The organism is Longimycelium tulufanense (genome assembly GCF_014645795.1).
GTDB classification, from domain to species: domain Bacteria; phylum Actinomycetota; class Actinomycetes; order Mycobacteriales; family Pseudonocardiaceae; genus Longimycelium; species Longimycelium tulufanense.
The window spans coordinates 1-22,626 of record NZ_BMMK01000059.1 but is presented as its reverse complement, the minus strand read 5'-3'; the positions used below and the strand labels follow the sequence as shown (position 1 = coordinate 22,626).

Genomic DNA, 22,626 nt, shown 5'->3' with positions numbered 1-22,626 from the left:
AGATCGTCCACGAGTGGAGATCATCTACCCCACCTCAACGATCTACCAAGTGAGACACGCTCTTATTGGGATTTTCAGGATCAGGCATCTTGCGATACCAGCGATCTTCAATGGATGCCACAGGTCCCCCAGTGGTATTTCGCTGCAGTTGGCCGATAGGGCTACCACAGCGGCGGCTCGTCGACGGTCTCCTGCTCGATCTTCTCGAGCCACGCCTGCACCTTGGCCGGGTCATACCTGATATGCTTGCCGATTTTTACCCACGGGGGACCCTTGCGCTCCCCGCGCCACTTGGCGAGGGTTTTTGGGGATATGGCCAAGTGGGCAGAAAGCCTCTCCGGCGACCACAGGGAGTCAACGTCATTGGCCAGCTCGGTCATGGAGCCCTCGGTTCTGTGCGTGTGGACAGGCCGTACCTTCACTGTTGGTGGTTTTCGCTGAGGTCGCGGTGTCGGCGCGACGAAGGGCGCGGGGTGGTGGGGGTTGCCTCGCCGTCGTGCCTCAGTCGCCGGTGCCCGACGTGCGTGCGCGGCATGCGGCTGGTGTAGCGGGACCGGGTGCCCGGATCGCCGTGTCGATGCCGTGGTGCACGGTGACGGGTGCCGTTGGAGGAGGCCCATTGCCACCCGGCCGAGGGCGGGAACCTGCGCAGCGAGGTGGTGCGGCTGTAGGCGGAGACTCCGCCGAATCCGCTGTCTGCCACAGGGCACCGGCTGCGCGGCGCCGTCGACCACAACCAGTACCGCGCGTCGCCGGAACGGTTCGACAGCAGCGGCAGACTGGACCGAGGTTTGAGGCCATGCGACTCCTCCCCTCACCCGAGGAGTGGGGGGCAGTCGGGCCGAACCCTCTGTGAGTCCCTTGACGTCGGCCGGACTGCGCACCGTTCTCCCTGTTCACACACCGTGTGTGTGGATATCCACCCATAGCCCAGGCGTCAACTAGAGATGCCATCTCAGGTGATCTCTGGTTGAGGTCGGGTGAGCGTGAGCGTAGAACTTCACTGCGCAATGGATCAACTACAGATTCCGCGTGTTGGGATCTGTAGTTGACGACAGGGTCGGTGGCCCCGGCCTCGCCAAGGGGGTGAGACGGGCTGGCCCACGACACGAGGACGGATGGGGAAACCGGCCTCCGGAGGAGGGCTGTGCCGGTGCCGGTCAGGGCGAAGGAGAGCCGCACTTGGAGCGTTCTGCCGTCTCAGAAGGCCATATCGTGCGTGACCTCGGCCGCGCTGCGCTACGCACGGCAGTGAGAACGTGGAGGGCAGGGGCCCTCACCGTGCCCGCGTTGGCCCGCCCGAGGTGCTCCAGTAGGTCCGTGGATAGCTTGAATCCGATCTGCATGAGTGCGGCGTCGAGCTGGCGGCGCGTGACCACGGCGCCATCACCAAGCTCGCCCACGGGATCGGGAACACGCAGGGCTTTCTGGGTGATCGTGTGCAGCATTGTTGTTCTCGCGGCATCACGGGAGTCGGACCGGTCGGTCTGACTCCTCGGTGACGGCGGCCGGTAGCGAATTGTCTACTAGGGACGATCAGGCCGAACAGGGGGACGATGGCGAACGTCGAGTCAGCTTCCTGTCGGGTCACCCGGTGCCGGTGTCGTGTCGGGCCTGGAGCGCCTCCGTGATGCGGCTGGGGTGTGGCTGGGTGCGTCGTACGCGACCGACCGCACGCGGGGTGGGTCGCCAGCAGGGCTCACCGGCGGGGGCTCGGCAGTGCGGGCAGGCCACGCTGAGCCAGGCTCGGCGTGCGGCACGGTCGGCGGCCGCGCGCTCGTGGGCCTGCTGGGGGTTCAGACCGCGGCGGATGTGCCACCGCTGCGCGAGTTGGGTCACGGCTTGGTCGACGCCGCGGTGGAGCCGATCGGGGTCGAACGGGTGCTGGCGGGCTTGGGTGAGGGCGCGGTGGCTGCGGTGGCGTTCCTCGGCGGCGCGGTGCGCGTCGCGCCACTCGCCGAGGACGTCGGCCGCGCTGATCGGCTGCCGGTGCTGCCGGTACCGCTCGGAGGCGTAGTAGGACAGCAGCGCCTGCTGGGCCGCAGGGAAGGGCACCTGGCGGAGTTGCTGCTGCCACAGGCGAACCAACACACCGTGCTCGTCCGGTTTCGGGAAACGGGGGTCGAGCACCTTCGCGGCGGCCAGGAGGGCGGCAGTCTCAGGCTCGTTCATGCGATGCCTCCGTCGATGACGCTCAGCGGTGGCCACGCCTCAGAATGCGTGTCCTGATCAGTACGTTGCCGCATCAGGTCGATGCCCTGCCGGAGAAACGTCATGGCGTCGGCGTAGCGGCCGCTGGGGGCCTGCGGGGCGGGGTTGGGGCCGTACCCGGCCGTGATGGCGCGGTGGGCCTTGACCACGTCGTCGTAGGCGTAGCGCAGGAACTTCGGGGTGCGGGCGTCAGCGCGGGCGTCCCACGCCTCCAGCGCGGCCCGTACCAGGCGGGGGTCGGCGCCCTCCCGCAGGAGGGCGTCAGCTTCCCGTTGCAGGGCATGGAGGGTTTCCGGGCGGTAGGGGGCGGCGGTCTCGTCCCGCCAGGTGGCCACGAGTCGGACCGCGTCCGCGCGGACCGCGGTCGCCGCGAGCTCGGCGGCGGTGGGCCTCGCGTGCGCCCGCGCGCGTGCACCGCGACCGCTACTCACCTGGATCCGTTTCCTTGCAGAAGGACCACCGCATGTACTTGGGGCCGGGTTGTCCGGCTTCGGGCTGGCTTGGGGAAACTCCTCTGCGGCCGGGGCCGGGTTGTCCGGCTCCGGCACGACCGAGGAGGGACTTTCCGGCTTCGGACTGACCTGCGGCAACTCGTCCGCAGCCGAAGCCGGGAAATCCTGCTCCGGGCCCACCGGGGCGGGGTATCCCGGGCCCGGCGCCACCTGCGGGTTGTCCGCCGGGGCCGGGTTGTCCGGCCTCGGGCATTCCTCGTGGTCGGTGAGCAGATCAGGCGCCAGCACGGTGGTGGTGGACCACCGGCCGGTCACCGGGTCCTGGGTCCGCGCCGTGACGAGGTATCCGGCCTCGCGCAGTTCGCGGAGCACAGTCTGGATCGCATCGCGCCCCTCCCTCCGCTCGGGGCGGGCCAGGGACCGGCTGTCGATCGGCGCCCCAGGGTGGTGCTGGTGCCGCCGCACCAGGCGCAGCAGGAGACCGACGGCGCGATGGGAGAGCCGGTCGTCGGCAAGCGGGTCCCGGATCACACCGCATCTCCGGTCACGCGTACCGACGCCCGCCGCAGGTCGCCTAGGCCTGTGGCGCGCCCACCGCGGGACTCAGCGGCGTGGGCGTGGTGGTGGGGAGGCGGGCCCGATGCCAACACGTCGTGTAGGCCCCGTGCCTCCTGCACAGTGCTCACGAAGTCTTGGGCGGTGTTGAGGGGGATGTCCACTCCGACTCGGGCTGGGCGAGGTCCGGGTTCCACGAGTCCGGTGGATCCGGGAAGGGCGGCGTCGGTGACGAGATCGCCGGTCAGTCTCACGCTCGCGGAAGGGGGCATGGCACATCCTTCGACAGCAGTGCGGGCCATGGCGGGGATCTGATGGAGGCCGGTCGGCGTGGGGCCGGATGGTGTAGGTGTTCAGCTCTCGGTGGCGTGAAATGCGGCGTGGCGACGAGTTAGCACGCAAACAGGGTCACGGAGGTTTCTCATCGCCCCGCGCAACGCGTGCTGCAACACCGTGGAAGCCGTGGGATGCCGCGGCCTCCACCCCGGTTGCGACTACCGCGGGAGTTCGGTCGCCCACGTACACAGTGGGCGCCGGTATGACACGTGGCGGCGATCTACAACGAGTGGGGTGCGATCGAGTCGATCCGTACGTCGGGATCGTGTCCACCGCGACCACATTGGTGGTCACGACACACAATCGGCGCTTCTGCACCGCAGGGCGCGAAGACTCTGCACCATAACGAAAAGACACCACATGCTGGCGCCGAGGACACCCTCGGTCTCCACGATGCGACAGCGCGAGGTTCTGTCTACTCTGGATGTCTTCCGCACACCGGACCTCGATCGGTGCGGTGGTGTCGCGGTGGATCGGGCGAGGCATCACCACGTGAGGCACCACGGTCCCCGTGTGACGATCCGTTATTGCGAGGTGAAGCTGACCATCCACGGTGTGTCCCGTTCCCTTATGTGGCAAGGCCACACGCGGTGGACGCCTTCTGCGCGTCTAGGTGGGCCCGAATGTCTGACTCGTAGTACCGCAGAGCCCCGGCGGCCCACCTTGAACGAGACCGGTCCCTCGTTGCGGTAGCGCCACTGCCGCAATGTCCCTGGCTCCACGCCCAACATCTCGGCGGCTTCAGCGGTCGTGAGCAATCGATCTCTGGAACGATTCACTGGCCACCCCTTTCAACGAAGGCAGGCAGGCGGGTCGGCGTGGCTGCTGGCGGGTGGGAGTGGGTGTCGCCTCGGTTGCCGCACTGAGCCGCCCGCACTGAATTCACGTCAGTGCTCGAGCTCCCTCGACGCCGGCACGGAGAGGTCAGGACAACTCCATCCCTGTCCTCCCCTGTTGTTACAGGTGATGCGGCCCTGAACACGCGGGCGGCACGGCGCAAGATGCGGTCAGGCGCCTGGGCTCAACCCACCGGGCCCACCACCCGCCACACCGGACGCGGAACCGCGATCGGGCATGGCCGGCGGCCCGCGAACTGATGCGGCCACCCCGGATCCCCCGACACCCCCACCGGGCAGAGCCGACGCAGCAACGCCGCCCTCGACATCGTCCGCAGCCGGTGGCCGGCATAGAACACCGGCTGCCTGGCGCCGTCGACCACAACCAGCACCGCGCGACGCCGAAACTGCTCGACAGCAGCGGCAGACTGGATCGAGGTTTGAGGCCATGCGACTCCTCCCCTCACCCGAGGAGTGGGGGGCAGTCCGGCCGAACCCCCTGTGAGTCCCTTGACGTCGGCCGGACTGCCCACCGTTCTCCCTGTTCACACACCGTGTGTGTGGATATCCCGCGATAGCCCAGGCGTCAACTAGAGATGCCATATCAGGTGACCTCTGGTTGAGGCCGGGTGAGCGTGAGCGTAGAACTTCACTGCGCAACGGATCAACTACAGATTCCGTGTGTTGGGATCTGTAGTTGACGACCGGTGTGGTGGTGATCATGAGGCCCGCTACCCGTGATGCGGGCTGACCCGCGACGCTAGGACGGATGGGGGAACCAACCTGCCGAGGAGTGCTGGGCTGGTGCCGGTCAGCGATCACGGAGGGCCGCCGACGGCCACGGACCTGAACCTTGCCACCATCCTGGACGCACGGTGTCGGGCTGAGCTACCAGGCCGAACTGACGTGACGATGCGCTTGGTGGGCCTGCCGGTGACGACCTAGTGGCTGCGGTGGCCGAGGGCGGTCGGCTGCGCGCGGACTACCGCGCACTGTTCGAGGAATGCTGAACGACGCTCACGGCGTGAAAGGGGGGCCGGCTACACGCCGCCCCTTCTGTCGGTTGTGGCCCCTTATCCGTGGGTGAGGGTCCAGTGGTGGGGGAGGAGGAGATCGGCGGCGCTGGTGTCGGCGTGCCGGAGGGTGACCGACCATGCGGTGGCTGGGGGCCGGTCGGCGTGGTGCCAGTCGGTGACGAGTGTGGCGAGGTGGTCGGCGCCGGCGAGGGTGATTCCGCCGGACGAGCTGTGCCGCGCCCGCTCCGTCGCTGGGACCTCTGGAGTCATTTTCGATCAATATTCCACGCTGGGTGGAGTGTGGCATCTTGCAGGGGCCTTTTTGGAAGCTCTGATGCCGGCCTAAATGGCCTTTTAGCGGTCGTTGCGGTGGAGGACGGGACGGAAGCAGGCCAAGCAGCCTGGGGCGCAAGGGTTTTCGCTGAAGCTGGTCGATGGCCCGGATGAGACCATCGACCACGTGCCTGCGTGCTGCTCCGGTTGTGGCGCGGGTCTGGACGATGCCGTGGTGGCGGGTGTGGTGTGTCGCCAGGTGACCGGTATCGCCCCGGCGATGGCGACGGTGACCGAACATCGGCGGCACCGGCGTCGCTGCGGGTGCGGAACCGTGACCATCGCTGAAGCTCCGGCCGGGACGGCCACGGCCCCGGCTTCGTATGGGCCGAACTTGCGGGCGTGGGTGGTGTATCCGCCGGTGTTCCAGCATGTCCCGGTCGCCCTCGTTGTCGAGCTCGTCACCGACCTTTCGGGTGTGGACCCGTCGGCGGGCTGGGTGTGCCGCGTACTGCGCGAGACCGCAGACGTGTTGGCCGGGGTCGAAAAGCTGATCCGGACCTTGCTGGCCGCAGCGCACATCCTGCACGTGGACGAGACCGGTGCCAAGGTCACCGGTGCCCGCTGGTGGCTGCATGTCTCGGCCACCGAGAAGCTGACCACCTACCACCTCGACCAGTCCCGTGGCCGGCCCGCGATCACCAACCTTGGCATCTTCGACGGTGTCACCGGCATCGCGGTGCACGACTGCTGGGCCTCCTGTAATGCCTACACTGACTGCGAACACGCGCTCTGTGGGGCGCACATCGCCCGTGAACTCATCGCCGCCGACGAGACACACCGCGGCCAGTACTGGCAGCCCAAGCCCTGAACGCGTTGTCCGCGCTCAACACCGCCGCTCACGACGCCCGCGACCAGGGCAGATCCATCATCCCGCCGGAGGTCGCCGATCCGCTCCTGAAGTCGTGGCGCCACGCCATCCCCGTCGGCCTGGCACAGCATCCATCCCGAACAGGCTGGAAACAATCCAAGACCCGCAACCTCCTGGAACACCTCCGCGACCGGGAGGCCGACGTGCTGCGCTTCGCTCATGACCTCACCGTGTGCCCTTCACCAATAACCAAGCCGAGAGAGATCTTCGGCCGACCAAGACCCAGATGAAGATCTCCGGCACCTTCCGATCCGAAACCAGCGCGACAGCCTGGACCCGCAGCCGCGGCTACGTCTCCACCGCACGCAAACACGGCCTCAACGCCTTCGAATCCATTCACGCGGCCGTCATCGGAAAACCTTCGGCACCAACACCTTCACCAATCACGTGAATAGTTCCAATCCACGTAGGTCACGTTTCTTGGCGGGGTGGACGCGCCCACGCTCGCTGCGGAGCGTGGGCGTGTCCTTCGCCGTTCGGATCACCCGAAGGGGTTGTCTGGCTCGGGTGTCGGTTGCCTACTGGTTGATTCTCGCGGCCACGACTTGGAGGAGTTGTCCCAGCCACGCTAGTGCTTGAGCGTGATAAGGTGCGTCTTCGTCCTCGAGGTAGCGGTGAAGGTTTCTCATGGTCTCGCCGGCGTCGCCCATCACCAGCTCCGGGCGCTCTGTGTAGATGTCCAGAACTGAGTCGAGTGGAGGCGTCCAGTAGTACTGGCCGTCGACCTCGATGCGGCGTGCCCCGCGTGTTGCACGTGCAAGGATCTGATGCGCGAGGTCGGTGATCTCGGAGAGAGCTACATCCGCATTCCCTGCATGCTTGTGATCATCTTCCGGCATGACTAGAACTCGCCTTTCTTGACCTTTTCGATGTTGTCCCGGAAGGTTTGGATCTCCTTCTCTAGATGCCGGATCCTGGCGTCGATGATACGCTGCCGGACTTCATCGTTGGGAGCATTCTTCAGCAGGCCGCGATTGTCGAAGGCCCAGGGGTCTCGTTTGTAGGCCTCGAGCTTGGTCTGATGCTCCTCGATCAGTCGTTCGTAGGAACGGATTGATTTCTGGGCTTGTGCGAGTCGCGCCGGATCCGAGGTTCCGGGCTTCCGGTTGCCCGCCGGCTTGCGTCCCGGCTTGAACCCACCTCCTCGGGCACCGGCGATACCCCCTGCGGCGCTCTCGGCGATCGCCTCGGCCCAGAGGTGGTCATCGACGTTGGGGTTCAAGGCGGGATCCGGGCCGCCGAGATTCATCGAGATGAGCTGCTTTTCGAACGTCCTGTTGCAGAGGTCGTCATTGTTTTTACACGCTTCGAACAGGTTTTGAATGGTGAGGACACGCAGGTGGTTGTAGTCGAAGATCTCCTTGGGGAACCCATGTGTCCGCTTGAGGGCCTCGATGAGTTTTCCGAGTTCGGGCGCATCTTTCCCGAGCGCGATACCGTTGAGGTAAACGATGCCGTCTTCGGGGTCCTCGAGAGTGACGATTCCGTTGCCGTGGTCGGTTTGTCGGACGTCCGCGAGTAGCTTCTTGAGCTCGCGCTTTTCGTTAAGCTCCTGTTCCTCGGCGAGTTTGGCGGCTATCTCCGCCTCGGCGGCACGTTCGCGGGCGTTTTTGGCGGCCTCTTCCGCCTCGGCGGCTCGGGCCTCGGCCCTGGTGGCCGCCTGGTCTGCGGCCTTGGCGTCGTTCTCGGCCTGGGTGGCGGCGTTGCGGGCCGCGGCGGCGTGGCCTTCCGCCTCCGTCGCGACGGTGCGGGCGCGTGCTGCTTCGGTCTCGGCGGCGTTGGCGGCCTGGCGGGCCTTCACTGCGTCGGCGTAGGCGGCGTTCGCCGCCTCGCGTGCTGCCTTGGCGTCGGCCTGGGCTTGGGCGTCGGCCTGGTTGGCTCGTGCTGCCGCTGCCCGTGCCTTGGCACCTTCTGCTGCGGCCTGCGCGGCCGACTTCTGTGCGTCGGCGGCAGAGTGGGCTGCGTCAGCGGCGGAGCGGGCCGCGCGTGCGGCGGCTTGGAAGGCGGGTGCGACCTCGGCTCGTGCCTGCTTGGCCGCCTCTTCGGCCTGCGCTGCTGCCTTGGCGGCCTCTTGAGCGTGGGCTTCGGCCGCCTTGGCCTGCTCCTCACCGACCTTTCTCGCGATGGCGGCCACCTCGGCGGCGAAGTCGGCGTCGGCGTCACCGGCGAAGGGCGCGACGAGGGTGATGGCAGTGTTGGCCGGCTCCGCGATTCCGGCCGTGCTGGTGCGGGCCGCTCCGGCGGCTCGTGCGGCGATGGTGGCCTGCACCAGGGCGGTGGCCGATTCCAGGGAGGCGGCGTCGGCTTCGTCCTTGGTGCGGTTGGCGGCCTGCAGGGCCTGGTTGGCCTCGATCGCCGCGAGACCAGCCAGTCGCGCCGCCTCGTGGGCGGCCACGCCGGCGCGGGCTTCCTGTGCGGTGGCCTCGGCGGCCTGGGCGTTGGCCTTCACCGCGGCGGCGTGGGTTGCTGCGGCCTCGGCTTCAGCCTGGTTCGCGGCGGCATTGGCCTTCGCCGCCGCCGCCTCGGCAGCATTGGCTGCGGCGCGGGCACGCGCGGCGGCACCGGTAGCCTCGATGGCGGCGGCCCGAGCACGAGAGGCCGCATCAGTCGCCGTGTTCGCGGCGGAGCGGGCCTGCCGCGCGGCGGTCTTGGCGGTGCTGGCGGCCGCGCGGGACTGCGTGGCGGCCTCACGCGCCCATCCCGAGGCCTCACCGCTGAGGTTGGAGGCGACTAACGACTCCGCCGCTTTGGCGCGCGCCTCCGCGACGTTGTAGTTCTGCTCAGCCAGCCAGGCCTTCTCGCGTGCCTCACCAGCCTTACGGTTCTCGTCCTTTGCCTTGTTGGTGGCGTTGGTGGCGGTCTTCTCAAGTCGTTCCGCGTTGGCCCGTGCCTGGGAGGCGATGCCCGCCTTCTGTTGGGCTTGGGCCCGGGCACGGGAGGCCACCGCCGCCTGTTGCTGCGCCCTGGCCCGGGCAGCGGCCGCGGCGTCGCGTTCCCGTTCGGCGATCTTGCGCTGTTCGGCGGCGATGTCGCGCTGCCGTTCGGCCTCAAGGCGGGCTTCGCGGGTGCGTTTGGCGTGTTCCCACGCCTCCTTCTCGGCCTTGTCCGCCTCGATGCGGGCCTGCCTGGCGCGGTTGGCGGCGTCGGCGGCGACCTCGGCCTGCTTGCGTGCGGCCTCGGCGATCGTGGCGGCGGCGCGGGCGTGCTGCTCGGCGTTGACGCGCCACTGCTTGGCCTGTTCGGCGTGGGCTTGGGCGTTGTTGTTGGCCTCGATCGCCGCGGCGTCGGCGGCGGTGGCGTCCAGCGCGTGCTGGGCGGTCTCGGTGGCCTTGAGCGCCGCCTCGGCCGAGGACGCCAGTCCCTCGGCGACCTCAGCCCAGTGCACGCCGTAGGTCAGGCCGGTCTCGACCAGGATCTTGGCTTGGTCCTTGGCCTGGTTGGCGGCGATGCGGGCCCACCCGGCGGTCTTGCGGGCGAAGTCGACCTCGTCGGCGATGTTTCGCTTCAGCCGCCCGTAGTCCCCAACCTTCTTGCGCACTCGGTCGGCGGCCAGCATTTGGGCGCCTTCGCGGGAGTAGTTGGCCGCCGTCACCATGGCGTTGGCGGTCTTGCGCAGGTGCGAGATGGCTTGGCCGTGCAGCTGGATCAGCTTCGTGCGAGCCTCGGCGGCGCGGGCGGCCTTCTCCGCCAGCTCCCGCAGCTTCTCGGCCGCTTCCAGCGCTTCTTTCTGGGCCTTCTCGCGAGCTTTCTGGGCGTCGACGTCCTTCTGCGCCGCGACCTGGTAGCCCTTCTCCAGAAACTCCGCGATCTTCGCGTCGTCGCCGGTGTCGAGGGCGGCCTGGGCGGCCTTGCGCACCTCCGGGCCGCCGGAGGCCGCGAGCATCTTGACGCGTTCCCGCAGCTGCGCCGCACGATCCTTGGCCAGCTGCTTCATCTTCTTGTCGTGCTCACGGGCGATGTCCGCACCGTGATCAAGGAAGGCCGCGCGGTCCTGCGCGCTGCCCTTGAGGACCTCCTCGACCCGGGCGTTGAAATAGGGGCCACCCGTGCCCCGCATTGCCTCGATCTTGGCCCGGTTGGCCTTGTCCGTAGCGTCCTTGTTCTCCTTGGCGCGCTGGCGGGCCTTGGCCTCACCGTGCTCCAGAAACTCCGTGATGGCGTTCGGATCGCTGCTTTCCAGGGCCTTGCGGGCGGCCTCGCGGACCTCGTCCTCCTCGTCGAACTCTGCGAAGTCCTCCACCAACTGCCGGTCCCAGTCCCGGGACCGCAGCTCCAGCTCCGTGGGCTGATCCGTCGGCGCGGCTGCCACGCGTGGCACCGCACCCGCGGCATTCGAGACCACTGTGGACAGCGCGGCAAAGGAACCCGGCGTCGTCGCGGCAGCCGGAGCCAACGTCGCCGCGGTGGCCTGGCCCGTCGGTGCGGCCAGCAGCGCGGCCACCACACCTGCGGTGACCGTCTTTCGCACGAATGCGAGGGGACCGCGCTGTGGCGGTCCCTCACGTGACGCCTGTGCTCTGTCTGGCACAGAATCTCCCCTCAACACAAGAGAAAACAACACAACGGATTGCCCTGACGTTGTCGAAGAACGGCAGGGCAAGACGACTCATGGCAGCCCGTGAACGCGAGCTACCGGCAGAGGTGGGGAAAGTCGCCCTGGTGGCGTGGTCGGGGCCTCGCGACGGTGACGCAGAGAGGCGGCCCGATCTCGGTGGAGATCGGGCCGCTGCCCTGTTACCCGCTCATCACGTCAACACGAGGGGGCCCGCGCGTTCCCTTCTGCCTTGTCATGAGGCGCGAGCGACAGGACCACGAGCAACGCGGCGTTCACTCGGCACCGTGGGCGACGCGGTATTCGCTAAGGTGCGCCCGCTCGAGGATCCTCGTCCACATTTCGGCCTGCTCACCGGCAGTCGTTTGCTCGGCGAACCATGCCTGGTGGTTGGTCTCGGCGTTGCCGGCCATAGTCTTCCACGACCCAGAAGCGGCTTCTTGTGCGGCCTGTGCAACGGACTTCCAGTTCGCTGCCTGCGCGGCAGCGCTCTCCTGCTCGCGCAGCCAAGCCGTCTGGGCGTGGGCCGCGTGCTCGCTGACGGCCTGCCAGGCGCGCTGTGCCTCGGCACGTGCGGAAGCGGCATCCGCCGCGCTCTCCAACGCACGTTCGGCCGCCTCGGCCGCAGCAACCAGCCGGCTCAGGGTTGCGCGGCGCACCGCCTCGGCGTCGGCACTCGCAATGCGGTAGCCCTCGAGATCCAGGGACGCGCCCGTGGCCCAGCCGAACCCGTAGAACTCGCGGATATCGGCATCGGTGGCCCCGGGCCGCAGCGCCCAGCTCGCAGCCGCCCGGACCTGCGCACCGGGGTCATGGGCGGCGTGCTGCCGCACGAACTCCCGGTCCACCTCGGCGATCGTCTGTTTCGCTGTCTGGCTGGCCTCACGGTGGGCACGGTCGAGCGCCTTGGCCGCCTCGTAGCCGCTGGCCGCGAAGTTGGCCCGGTCGGTGTCGGTGCCGTTCAGCGCCCGCTGGGCCTCAGCGTGCACCTCGGGGGAGAACTCGGGCGTGTGGGTGGCCAACACCCGCCGGCAGAACGCCAGGTTCCGTTCCCGGGTGGTCGCGGCCCGCTTGCGTGCGTAGTCATAACCCCCGCCCGGGGCCAAGAACTTGGCAATCGCCTCGTCCCCGCGGTCGTTCCGGAGCGCGAGCCACGCGGCCACCCGCACGTTGGAGAAGGGATGGCTTCCTGCCCAGCGGCGCACCAATGCCCGGTTCGCGGCCGCCAGCTCGATCCCGGTGTGTTCCGCTGGGGCACTGGTGGCTGGGGAGGTCGGCGCTGCCCACGCGCTTTCCGTCCCGATGGTGACTCCGGTGCTCGCCAAGAGCCCCACCGCCACCGCGTGCGTGGCCCACCAGCGCCTTTTCACGCCCACAACCCCCTCGGACCCCCACAGGCCCACCAGAATGATCACGAAGCGCATCAGGACTACCGGACACGCCAGAAAGTCCGCAACCAACAAACCCAGGAACGTGTTGTTGATCACGAGATGTAACATTGTTCGGGATTCAGGTAGGGGTTTCCGCAGTATCCGAAGTGGACGCGTCAGCCTGATGGCCAGTACGCTTCACCTCCGCTTGCTGTGTCCGCGTACGCTGCCACGACCACGAGTCCGGAGCGTTGGCGTTCGCGGTAACAGAAAACGCCGGTCACGGTACGACCGTATTCCGCACGCTTTCTTGAGTTGAGCCAGGAACTGTTGCTTGTGGGCCGCCATGAGGGTGGCAGAGGGGTTGTGAAGCGGGGATGAGACGGATGACGAAAGCCGCGCGTGTGCAGGCTGTGGTGGTGCGCGGGGTTGCGGCTGCGGCGGTGTTGACGGCGTGCATCGGCACGGTGGCCGAGGCCGCCATGCCCGTCACCACGCCACGGCTCGTGGCGACACCTGCTGCGAACGCCACCGAGATGGAGAAGGTCGACGCTGCTGCAGTGGTCGGTGTCAGCCCGCCCCCCAACGAACTGCTGGGCCTGAGCGACCGGGACTTCGTCTTCGCATTGTGGACCAGGGCCGGGGAGAAGGCCGAACAGCACAAGGAGCTGCGCGCCGCCGCAGAACTCGCGCTGAGCACCTCCGATTCCGCGTGCCTGACCTTCATCAGGACCGGCATCTACGAAGCGCACCAGCGCGACGTGAAGCGGGTGATGGAGCAGGAACGCACCGCGCGGCAGGCGCGGCTGGCCAAGTCCAAGGCCGCCCAGGAACTGGGCATCGTCGCCGGCAATGAGCTGCTCATCCTCAGCGACGACAACTTCATCCGCGCCATCTACAAGCACCCCAACGCCGGGCCGGAGGTCAAGAAAGCCGCCCTGCGGGCGCTGGCGGGCAGCAAGGAGGACCAACGCCGGTTCATCGTCTCCGGTATCCGGGAGGCCAACCAGCGCGACTTCGACAACTGGGTCAAGGACGCCACCGAGAAGGAACGCGCCGAGAAGGAACGGCAGAAGTCCCGCGCCGCCCGTACGCACGCCGCACGGATCGTGGGCGTCGAGGCCGACGAGCGCATGCTGGGCCTGTCTGACCGGGATTTCCTCTTCGAGATCTGGAACAAGGCCACCCAAGGCACCCAGGTCTGGGCCGCCGCCGACACGGCGCTGCGTAGCTCCAACCCCGCGGACTGGACGGCCTTCATCGACACCGGCATTCAGCAGGCTCACCAACGGGATGCCGAGGCCGCGCAGAAGAAGGTGGCGGAGGCCAACCGGCGCCAAGTCCTGGAGATCCTGGCACGGGCCGAGCAGAGCGGCGTGCATCCCGCGCTCGTGGCCGCCGCCAACGCCGCGCTGGCCGGCAGCGATGCCGACCGCGAATACTTCCTGCGGGAAGGCCAGTACAAGGCGCTGCGCCAGGCCATCCGCTCGGCCACGCCCGGCGTGTCCGGCTGGTACGTCCGCCACTGGGCCGGCCAGGGCTTCATCACCAAGAACCCCACCGGCGACGACACCGCCAAGGCCGACGCCACCTGGAAGATCGTGCCCGGTCTGGCCGACTCCTCCTGCCACTCCTTCGAATCGGTCAACTACCCGGGCCACTACCTGCAGCCCTCGGACTTCCGTGTCGTCATCAGGCCCACCGACGGCAGCGACGCTTCCCGCAGCAACGCCACCTGGTGTGCACGCAGGGGCCTCGCCGGAACCGGCGTGTCCTTCGAATCCCACCGCATGCCCGGCCGCTACCTGCGCCACATCGACACCCAACTCTGGGCCGCCAACAGCAGCGGCGAGCACTACTTCGACACCCCGCGCCTGTTCACCGAAGACGCCACCTGGACCATCGACGCCCCCCTTGTCCCTGACAAGCGCTAACCCCATGCGGCCGGGTATCGAAGACCCCGGTGGCGGGGTCTTCGATACCCGGCCGTTTCCCCAGCCCACAAGAGATCGTTTCACTGTGGTTTGTCGTACTTGTAGGTAACGGACCGAGTCGTTCCACCCCAACCGGTGGGGCACCGATCCGCAACGGTCATGCACGACGCCATCACGAAGCTGGAATTCTGATGGAGGAGGAAGGCCAGGACTCGGAGAGTGGGGTGGGACGTACGCCCGCCCCGGGTGAAGATTATCCTGACGGCGTTCGTGGTCTCGGTGGTCGCGGTCGGGTGAGATCGCCACACAGAGGGTCGAAGGCACGGTACAACGCTACAGATTTCCTCCAGTACGGGTCCTGGATCTACCGAGAACGAGAAACCGTCATCGACGAGCGCGTTTCACCCTGGACGCCGCCGTGACCCGCCAGGCGAAGGCAAGCAACCTGTTGGGCAGCCTCGACTCCAGGGACGCCCGAGCTTGTCTACGGATCACCGTTTCGTTCGCGCACGTCATCCATGTCGACGCTCGGGGGATCACCTGCGATATTCCCGAGGAGAGTCCGCTTTCTCGTCGTCGCACCAACGTCACAGTTCCCTTCCGGAGTGAGCGTCAGCGAGGACGAGGCAAGAACCCGGTTGCCCGGTTGGTGACACAGGTCCGTCGTCACCTGCGCAACCGTGCGTCTTACGGTGGGGGAAGCTGGTCGCACAGCCCGATGGGGAGGTCAGGCTCTGCGGCCTGCATCTGCCTACACCCACCCTCAGCGACGATCAGAGCGTGCTGCCATCCCTCCGCCGTCCACCGGTAGAGGGTGCGCTGGATGCGGGAGCCGGGTTGGCACGGGATCGGCGTCCGTGTCGGGGTCGGCGCTGCGCTGCTGGGAGGTATGCCTCGGGGAAGCTCACCCTCGGCGGGCGGGCACACCCCAACGTTGCGGTTGATGTCGAGGATCAGCCACCTGCCGTCGCAGGCCCGCACCTTGCGCACCGATCGGAGCCGTTTGATCGGCACGTCCGACATGAAGGTCGCCTTGTCGATCCACTCGGCGGCGCAGTGATCCTCCGGCGGATGGCACCCGAGGTACTTCTCACACGGCCGGTAGCTCTCGCCGTCGGCGACCCACACCGAGTGGACACCATCGAGGGAGAGTATGCGGTCGCCGATCGGCCGGGAGGCGGTCAACACGACCTCGGCTGTGGCCCTGGCGGGAGCACCAAAGGATGGGACCTGGTGTGACCAGCGGTTTTCCACGGGAACGCTGGTGATCGAAGCAGGTTGCGAGCTCTCGTCGTCTGGCTGACGGCACGTGCTGGGCGTGGTCGGTGGTGCCGGTCATTGTCCGGTGCGCCTGGGCCGGTCACGGTTCTGCATTCGTCCGAGCTGCTGCCGGTAGTAGCTATCGTCGCGTGCAGGCGGGTAGCCGCCCTGGGTTGCCGCGCGGTTGGCCAGCAGCGCCCATGCGGCGCTTGCTGCGTCGCGGATCCAGGGGGCATCTCCGCGGACTTGGGAGACGTCAGAGAGCAAGGGTGGGGAGGGCAAGGGCCTCGACTCAATCTCGTCGCCGCTGAGAAGCGCATCGGCCTCCAACGGTCCGCTGCCCCTGTTGCCCGTTCTCATAGCTGTGATCTCGACGACTGCGTCATCATCACCGACGCTTGGGCTCACCCGCTCGCGGGTGAAGACACAGTGTGAACACCGCGTCTTCCAGGCAGCCAGCGTGGCGCGGTACCTTCCAAGGAGCCTCGAGAGTGACCACTACCGTACGGCCATTCATAGCTCGTCCAGGGCCGGCAGCGCGTCGATGATCTTCACAGATTCCACGCTCACCGTGATGACCCGCTTGAGCAGGTCGATGATGTAGCGGGGATCGTCGGACCAGTCGTTGGGGTCGTTGACGATGCCGCTGGCCTTATCGGTTTTGACCTGATATCGTTCCATGATCCACTCGATAGCGGACTTCGTGCCCAGTGTGTAGCGGTATGCCTCTTCTGGGATGCCCGACAAGGTCACGTGGCTGTTGCACACGATTCGGCTGCGGTCCTTCGTCGCGCCCTTGCCCTTGCCGAAGACCATTTGCTGCACGCGGTACAACGTCCGCTCCGCCAGTCCGGAAGCAGCCGTGAGCGTCTCCTCAAGCGGGTACGGTGCGACGGCCTCGTATCCGACGTGCAGGGCCACCAGCTCGCGACCTGCGTCGGCGAACCCCCTGAAGTCCTTCACCTTGGGGATACGGGGCAATGCCTTCTTCAAGTCAGCGGCGAACTCAGTGCGATAGGTGGACGAGTGCAAGAGCCCATAAACGTAGTAGAAGATGTCGTCCTTGCTGATGCCCGAACCGTAGGTCATTCGATAATCTGACAAGATCTCGTCCGAGATGTTGTCTGTGCGTGTGTACTCATAGTCTGCGTTCGTAGTGAACAGGTCAACCTCGACATCGACCTTCTCGTAGATGTATCGTGGGAAGTATCGGCCACCGCTCCCTGCTCCCGTAGTGTGCAGGTCTGGGATCGAGTCTGTTGCCAGAACCGAGAATGGGACTGCGGAGCCCACGCCAACGTAGTAGATACCAAAGTTGTCGTGACTCGGGCTGGGGAATACTTTGGGCATTTGCCCCACCCGATGGTTCAGGTGGGTGTCGAAGTAGAGAGCTTGTTTGTTGAATGGTCGATAGCTGGCGACGACGAGATGGTCGGGCTCAAATTGCAAGCGCAGCCCTCTGGCAACCTTTGGCAGCAAACTGGACGACCAGCTGATCTTCGTTGCGTCGTTGTTGACGAACTTGGAAACATGCTTTGCGGGGTCGGAGATCTTTTGCGCCTGGCAGTAGTCCGCGAAGTCGGCGACCTGACTGTTGTAGAATTCGATCATTCGCTTGATGTTTTGCGACAGCGCTGCCGATGAGTAGTTGTAGACCCAGGCGTCACGGTTGGTTCCAAGGCCGAGCGAAGACAGCTTGAAGACCGGGATCTCGTTTGCTTGGGCGTCGGCTGCTTTGGCGTCTATCGGGGCAAACGAGGCGAAGGCGGCGTTCCGCTGGCTGACCCAGTCACCTTCCGCGTTGGGTTCGACAATTTGCCAGTCGATGGTGTCCAGGCTGCTGCGGTCGATGATGGCGAGCTTCTGTTCTCGGCTCAGGTAGTCACCGATGTCACGATAGTGGATCTTGCAAGATGGCGAGTGCCGTGTGGACTTGACAAGGAGCAGGATTGCCACCGTGCTGCGGCTGCCTGACCCGAAAATCTTGCCGCCCTCCTTCTTGGAGAGCTCTCCGGCTGTGCGCTGGTTGCCTCGCAGGTTGAAGCAGTAGATGGCACTGAACTCGTCGGCGAGGTCCCTGCGGAACCCATCGGCGGAGTTTGAGTCGATGTACCCGCCATTGGAGACAAAGCATACGATCCCGTCCTGGGTAATTCGATCCGAGGCCCAGCGGATGGCGCGAATGTACGAGTCGTATGACGTGCGGGAAGAGGTCGCGTTGGACTTGGCCACATACGTGTCAGCGATACGGGCGTCAAGCGTGGGGTAGGACTGGTTCTGGTTAGCGTCGTTTTGGCTTGTCTGCCCGGCCGAGTAGGGCGGGTTGCCGATGACGACGCGGATGTCCTGGGCTTTTTGCCGCTTGACCCTCTTGTTGTTCTCGGGGAACATCGTCGCGTCCAGGGATTGGGCGTCCTCGACGAGTTGGAAGGTGTCGGTGAGGACGATACCTTCGAATGGGGTGTAGTCGCCCTGGTGAAGTTGGTGGAAGGCGGCTTCGATGTTGACTGCTGCGATGTAGTACGCGAGGAGCACGATCTCGTTGGCGTGTAGCTCGCTGGTGTACTTGCGCAGCAGGTCTTCGGGCTTGATCAGCCCCGACTGGAGGAGCCGGACGATGAAGGTGCCTGTGCCGGTGAACGGGTCGATGATCTGCACGCCGGGCGCGGACAGCGAGGTGTCGAAGTGCCGTTGAAGGGCCTGGTCGGTGGCGCGAAGGATGAAGTCCACTACCGGGATCGGTGTGTAGACGATGCCGAAAGCATCGGCTGCCTTGGGCAGCGCGGTCTTGAAGAATTTCTCGTACAGCTCGGTGATGACCTTCTGCCTGCCCTCGTGATTGTCGATCCCCTCCGCACGGACACGTACTGAGGCGTAGAACGACTCCAGGGTTTCGGCTTCCTTGCCCAAGGCCTGGTCGCCAAGGATGTCCAGCATCCGTTGCATCGTTTGCGAGACGGGGTTCTTGGTGGAGAAGTCATAGCCAGCGAACAGGGCGTCGAACACCGGTTTGGTGATCAGGTGTTGGGCCAGCATGTCGATGGCGTCCGCTTTGGTGACGCCAGGGTTGATGTTGGCGCGCAACTCGTCGAGGAACTTCTCGAACGCGACCTGCTTGCCCGAGGTGGGGTCATCCACGAGCGCGGTAATGCGAGCGACGTGGCGATCGGCGATGGCCGCGACGTCCTTGGCCCAGTTTTCCCAGTAGGCCCGTTCGCCGACCTTGGTGACGATCTTGGCGTAGATCGCGTCGCGCCACACCTCTACCGGGAGGTCCAACGTTGCCTGATGAACACCTGCGGCGCTGCCGGCGTCGTTGGTCGAGCCGTCGCCCCCGTCCCCGTCGAAGCCGACTGTTCCAATCATGATGTTGTCGGGCTTGCGCTTGTTCAGTTCGATCTTGTTGACGGTGGCGTTGAACCGGTCGTCGTGCGCCCGCAGAGCCTGGAGGACTTGCCAGACGACCTTGTAGCGCTTGTTGTCCGACAGGGCTTTGTCCGGAGCGACGTCAGTCGGGATGCCGACGGGCAGGATGATGTAGCCGTAGTCCTTGCCCTCGGCCTTACGCATGACCCGCCCGACCGACTGGACAACATCGACGACTGAGTTGCGCGGGTTGAGGAACAGCACGGCGTCCAGGTCAGGGACATCGACACCCTCGGACAGGCAGCGGGCGTTCGACAGGATGCGGCAGGTGTTGGCTTCCGCGTCGGCCTTGAGCCAGTCGAGTTCGACGTTACGCTGCAGGGCGTTGTAGCTGCCATCGACATGCCGGACCTCGCACCTCAGGGTAGTCTCATCGGCGGCGTCATAGGAGCCGATCACCTCGGCGAAACTCTTCGTGAGCTTCTTGGACTCCTTGATGCTGCGGGCGAAGGCAACGGCGCGACGCATCGGCGGTGACCCAGGTGGAAAGCCACCACCGTCGGGAGTACGGCCGGAGCGCTTAGCCAGGCCGTTCCAACAGCCCACGATCTTGACCGCGTCATCAAGGCTGATCTCGTTGTTCTCGTCGGCCACCTGGGACTGCAACGACGCGGCGATGTACTTCTCATCGACCGTGAGAATGAGGACCTTGTAGTCGGTGAGCAGGCCCTCGGCGACGGCCTTGCCGAACCCGAGACGGTGGAACTCCGGTCCGTAGAGCGATTCGTCGTCCATGGAGCACAGCACGGCGGAGTTCTGCTGCGCCGAGGTCTTGGTGTTGTCGTCGAACAGGCGCGGCGTCGCGGTCATGTACAGCCGCTTGGCCGTCTTGATCACGGTGTTGTCGTGCACCTTGACGAACTGGGACTCGTCCTGCCCGGCCAACGTCACACCGGTCGTGCGGTGCGCCTCATCGCAGATCACCAGGTCGAAGTCGGGAAAGCCGGCCTGCTGGGCGGCCGAGACCGTGGTGATCGACTGGTAGGTGGAGAAGATCACGGTCAGCGGCGTCGAGCCGTCCGTCCGAGCGACTTGCTGCACCAGCTTGGTGGTGTCGGTGGTCGCCGGGAACGCGAGGTCGTGGACGCTGATGTCTTCGGACTCGGAACGCTTGCCGACCTTCGTGTCCGAGCACACGGCGAAGGTGCGCATCGGCGTCTGGGTTTGCGCGGTCCACTCCCGCAGCGTTTGGGACAGCAGCGAGATCGACGGGACGAGGAACAGGACGTTGGTTGGCTGCCCGTTCCGTTCTGCGGCGAGCCGTTCGGCCACCTTCAGCGAGGTGAACGTCTTGCCCGTGCCGCAGGCCATGATCAGCTTGCCCCGGTCGTGGGAAGCGAAGCCATCGAAGACCGCGTCGACGGCCTCCTGTTGGTGGGGCCGTAGCGCCTTCTTGTGTTCGAGCCGCAGCTCGATGTCGATGCCGGGCCGGGGCCAGGCCAGGTCCCATCGGATCGGGCTCTGCCCGATGTCGGCTAGCCCCACCCGTGAGACCGGGATGCGCTGGTCATCCAAGGCGTCCTCGGCGTGCTGGCTCCACTTGTCCGTGGTGGAGATGATGATCCGGCTGGTGAACGGCGCCTTGCCGGACGCGGTGAAGAACGAGTCGATATCGGACTTCTGCACGTAGTGATCCGGTTCGTAGAACTTGCACTGGATCGCGCAGTAGCCCCCGGTCTCGCGCTCCTCGGCGACGATGTCGATCCCGGTGTCGGGCTTGCCGGCGCGGCCTGGCCAGTCCGCCCACATCCACACCTCGGAGAACTTCTCCGCATACAGCGGGTCCAGCTTGAGGTACTGGACCATCAGCCGCTCGAACTTCTCGCCCCGCTCCCGGTTGGAGACCGGGAGGGCGCGGAAGGCTTCCAAGATGTCGTGAACCGTGGTGGCCAACTGTCGGTCTCCCCCTGCTCGTCTTCCGGCATCGCTCCGGCCCCGGAGCGGGTGTGGAAAGACCAACTTTAGCGGGGAGCACTCTCTCGGGTGCGTAGCGCATCACGGACTCCCAGAACGAGCACGCCACCAGTCGATGTGGGTGTCCGTCACCATGGCTGACCAGCGCGGGAGCGAGTCTTCCAGTGTCCGCGCCACCGGCCATGGGAGACTCCAGCGGGTGTCGGCCTCGGGCGAGACCACGGATACCGGGAGGCGCGTTGAGGTGACGCCCGTGGACGCTGATTCGTACTCCGCCTACACGGAGCAGGCGGAGTATTGCGCCGTCGACCGGGCTGACCTGGACGAGGTGCTGCCGCCGTTCACGGCCGGGTTGCTCGCGGCGACGGGTCGGCTGCTGGCGGTGCTGGCCTACCGTGATGCGGTCGACTACGGCGAGCGGCCGTTCAAGCGTCGCTCGGTCAAGGCCCGCCACCGGGTGTTGGCCAGGCTGCCCGCTGCCTGTGACGGTCAGGGGCAGGAATCCGCCTGCAGGTCGCCCGCGCCTTGGGTGACCTGGCCGGTGATGTGGAGGCCGGCCGCGCGCCCGTGCCCCGATGCACCGGTGAGCGTCACGCCCTGGAACTGATGATTGACTGTGCGCCGCAGCTGCTAGCGTGCTCCGAAGATCAACTGCGTCAGCTCGGGATCACCGTACCCCACGCCGTCGACGAGTATGACTATCGCGCTCCGCTCTGGGACTCGGCAGGACAACGGCGCGTCGGCCGCTCCGACGCGACGTTTGCCGGGAAAAGAGCGGCTGGACAGGCTGACAAGCCAGCACGAGAGGGGGTGAACCTGATCGTCGACGCGGTGCTCGTCCACGCTGAGCGGGACTGAGCCACGCTTCCACTGGGGGGTTCCTCGTCGAGGCCGACCACCGGCAGTTCGGGCCGGTGTGCGGCTCGACACAACGTGGGAGACTGAATCGGGGGATTCTGTGGTTAACCACAACGATCGCTGGGCTTTACCACCCTGGTGGTCAGCGCGGCCGGAGCACGAGGTTTCCTGGCCAAGAACTCCTCGTTGGAGGAGATCGCCCGGGCCATCGGTCAGGCGGTGGCTGGGGCACCGGCCGTGTCACCGGCGGCATTGCCGATGCTGCTGTCCGAGGTGTCCGAGCCGCGCGGGACGGCCACACTCTCGCCCAGGGAGATCGAGGTGCTTCGGCTGGTCGCCAGTGGATTATCCAATATGGAGATCGCCAAGAAGCTGTTCCTCACCCCAGCGACCGTGAAAACCCACCTACGACGCGTGTTCCGGAAACTGGCGGTGAACGACCGGGCCGCCGCGGTCGCCTCCGCACTGTCAGCCGGACTCCTGGAGGGCTGGAGCAAAGAGGACACGGGGCGCCGCGACGGCTGCGCGATGAGAAGCACCCCACGCTCACCGGGACAGCTCACGTAGCGAGCCCCGCACCACCCAGCCGTCCGGAAGCAGAGCGAACCACCTACCCCTGGGCGATCTCTGAGCAGGACTGTCGCGCGTCAGACTTTGTGGCTCAGGGGTTATGTAGGTTCCTGACCAGGAGGTATGACGTAT

At 66.4% G+C, this 22,626-nt stretch carries 15 protein-coding genes; 5 read left to right on the top strand and 10 right to left on the bottom strand.

Going from position 1 to position 22,626, the window contains the following annotated elements:
- Positions 1-161: 161 nt before the first annotated feature.
- From IEY55_RS30245 to IEY55_RS30225, 5 genes are all read right to left on the bottom strand, one after another.
- On the bottom strand, positions 162-380 hold the full coding sequence (locus IEY55_RS30245) for a helix-turn-helix transcriptional regulator (RefSeq protein ID WP_189062000.1): 219 nt from the start codon (positions 378-380) through the stop codon (positions 162-164).
- A 1,207-nt stretch (positions 381-1,587) separates the two neighbouring features.
- The gene (locus IEY55_RS30240; RefSeq protein WP_189061999.1) at positions 1,588-2,172 is read right to left on the bottom strand and encodes a zinc finger domain-containing protein; all 585 of its coding nucleotides are present in this window, start codon (positions 2,170-2,172) and stop codon (positions 1,588-1,590) included.
- Entirely contained in the window at positions 2,169-3,194 is a 1,026-nt protein-coding gene (locus tag IEY55_RS30235; protein WP_189061998.1) for a hypothetical protein, read from the bottom strand. Before IEY55_RS30235 ends, IEY55_RS30240 begins: the two co-directional genes overlap by 4 nt.
- A gap of 884 nt (positions 3,195-4,078) precedes the next feature.
- Positions 4,079-4,333 (bottom strand): helix-turn-helix transcriptional regulator, encoded by a 255-nt coding sequence (locus IEY55_RS33170; RefSeq protein ID WP_373290085.1) that lies wholly within the window; start codon positions 4,331-4,333, stop codon positions 4,079-4,081.
- 1,130 nt (positions 4,334-5,463) lie between these two features.
- On the bottom strand, positions 5,464-5,676 hold the full coding sequence (locus IEY55_RS30225; RefSeq protein WP_189061997.1) for a hypothetical protein: 213 nt from the start codon (positions 5,674-5,676) through the stop codon (positions 5,464-5,466).
- 337 nt (positions 5,677-6,013) lie between these two features.
- Here IEY55_RS30225 and IEY55_RS30220 point away from each other — a divergent pair, with 337 nt between their 5' ends.
- Together IEY55_RS30220 and IEY55_RS30215 are read left to right on the top strand one after the other, a co-directional pair.
- Positions 6,014-6,550, top strand: coding sequence for an IS66 family transposase (locus IEY55_RS30220; RefSeq protein WP_229686902.1), 537 nt, complete (start codon positions 6,014-6,016; stop codon positions 6,548-6,550).
- A 232-nt stretch (positions 6,551-6,782) separates the two neighbouring features.
- Positions 6,783-7,001 carry an IS66 family transposase gene (locus IEY55_RS30215; protein WP_189061995.1) on the top strand — a complete coding sequence of 73 codons (219 nt, stop codon included), beginning with the start codon at positions 6,783-6,785 and terminating at the stop codon, positions 6,999-7,001.
- 127 nt (positions 7,002-7,128) lie between these two features.
- Here IEY55_RS30215 and IEY55_RS30210 read toward each other — a convergent pair whose 3' ends face one another.
- From IEY55_RS30210 to IEY55_RS30200, 3 genes are all read right to left on the bottom strand, one after another.
- A complete protein-coding gene (locus IEY55_RS30210; RefSeq protein ID WP_189061994.1) occupies positions 7,129-7,449 on the bottom strand; it encodes a hypothetical protein in 321 nt (106 codons plus the stop codon).
- A gap of 2 nt (positions 7,450-7,451) precedes the next feature.
- On the bottom strand, positions 7,452-11,078 hold the full coding sequence (locus tag IEY55_RS30205) for a hypothetical protein (RefSeq protein ID WP_189061993.1): 3,627 nt from the start codon (positions 11,076-11,078) through the stop codon (positions 7,452-7,454).
- A gap of 359 nt (positions 11,079-11,437) precedes the next feature.
- A complete protein-coding gene (locus IEY55_RS30200) occupies positions 11,438-12,532 on the bottom strand; it encodes a hypothetical protein (protein ID WP_229686901.1) in 1,095 nt (364 codons plus the stop codon).
- Positions 12,533-12,918: 386 nt separating this feature from the next.
- Here IEY55_RS30200 and IEY55_RS30195 point away from each other — a divergent pair, with 386 nt between their 5' ends.
- Entirely contained in the window at positions 12,919-14,466 is a 1,548-nt protein-coding gene (locus tag IEY55_RS30195; RefSeq protein ID WP_189061992.1) for an AbfB domain-containing protein, read from the top strand.
- A 687-nt stretch (positions 14,467-15,153) separates the two neighbouring features.
- Here the strand turns inward: IEY55_RS30195 and IEY55_RS30190 are convergent.
- Together IEY55_RS30190 and IEY55_RS30185 are read right to left on the bottom strand one after the other, a co-directional pair.
- Positions 15,154-15,654, bottom strand: a complete 501-nt coding sequence (locus IEY55_RS30190) for a hypothetical protein (protein ID WP_189061991.1) — start codon at positions 15,652-15,654, stop codon at positions 15,154-15,156.
- Between the two features lie 585 nt (positions 15,655-16,239).
- Positions 16,240-21,045 carry a DEAD/DEAH box helicase gene (locus IEY55_RS30185; protein WP_189061990.1) on the bottom strand — a complete coding sequence of 1,602 codons (4,806 nt, stop codon included), beginning with the start codon at positions 21,043-21,045 and terminating at the stop codon, positions 16,240-16,242.
- Positions 21,046-21,319: 274 nt separating this feature from the next.
- Between IEY55_RS30185 and IEY55_RS30180 the strand changes: the two genes are divergently transcribed.
- Positions 21,320-21,673, top strand: coding sequence for a hypothetical protein (locus tag IEY55_RS30180; protein ID WP_189061989.1), 354 nt, complete (start codon positions 21,320-21,322; stop codon positions 21,671-21,673).
- A gap of 389 nt (positions 21,674-22,062) precedes the next feature.
- A complete protein-coding gene (locus IEY55_RS30175) occupies positions 22,063-22,491 on the top strand; it encodes a response regulator transcription factor (RefSeq protein WP_189061988.1) in 429 nt (142 codons plus the stop codon).
- Positions 22,492-22,626 lie beyond the last annotated feature (135 nt).

Bases quoted from the DNA above. Each gene is read 5' to 3' on its own strand.
- IEY55_RS30225 (WP_189061997.1), bottom strand. From the start codon at position 5,676: ATGACTCCAGAGGTCCCAGCGACGGAGCGGGCGCGGCACAGCTCGTCC.
- IEY55_RS30210 (WP_189061994.1), bottom strand. From the start codon at position 7,449: ATGCCGGAAGATGATCACAAGCATGCAGGGAATGCGGATGTAGCTCTC.
- IEY55_RS30245 (WP_189062000.1), bottom strand. From the start codon at position 380: ATGACCGAGCTGGCCAATGACGTTGACTCCCTGTGGTCGCCGGAGAGG.
- IEY55_RS30195 (WP_189061992.1), top strand. From the start codon at position 12,919: ATGACGAAAGCCGCGCGTGTGCAGGCTGTGGTGGTGCGCGGGGTTGCG.
- IEY55_RS30240 (WP_189061999.1), bottom strand. From the start codon at position 2,172: ATGAACGAGCCTGAGACTGCCGCCCTCCTGGCCGCCGCGAAGGTGCTC.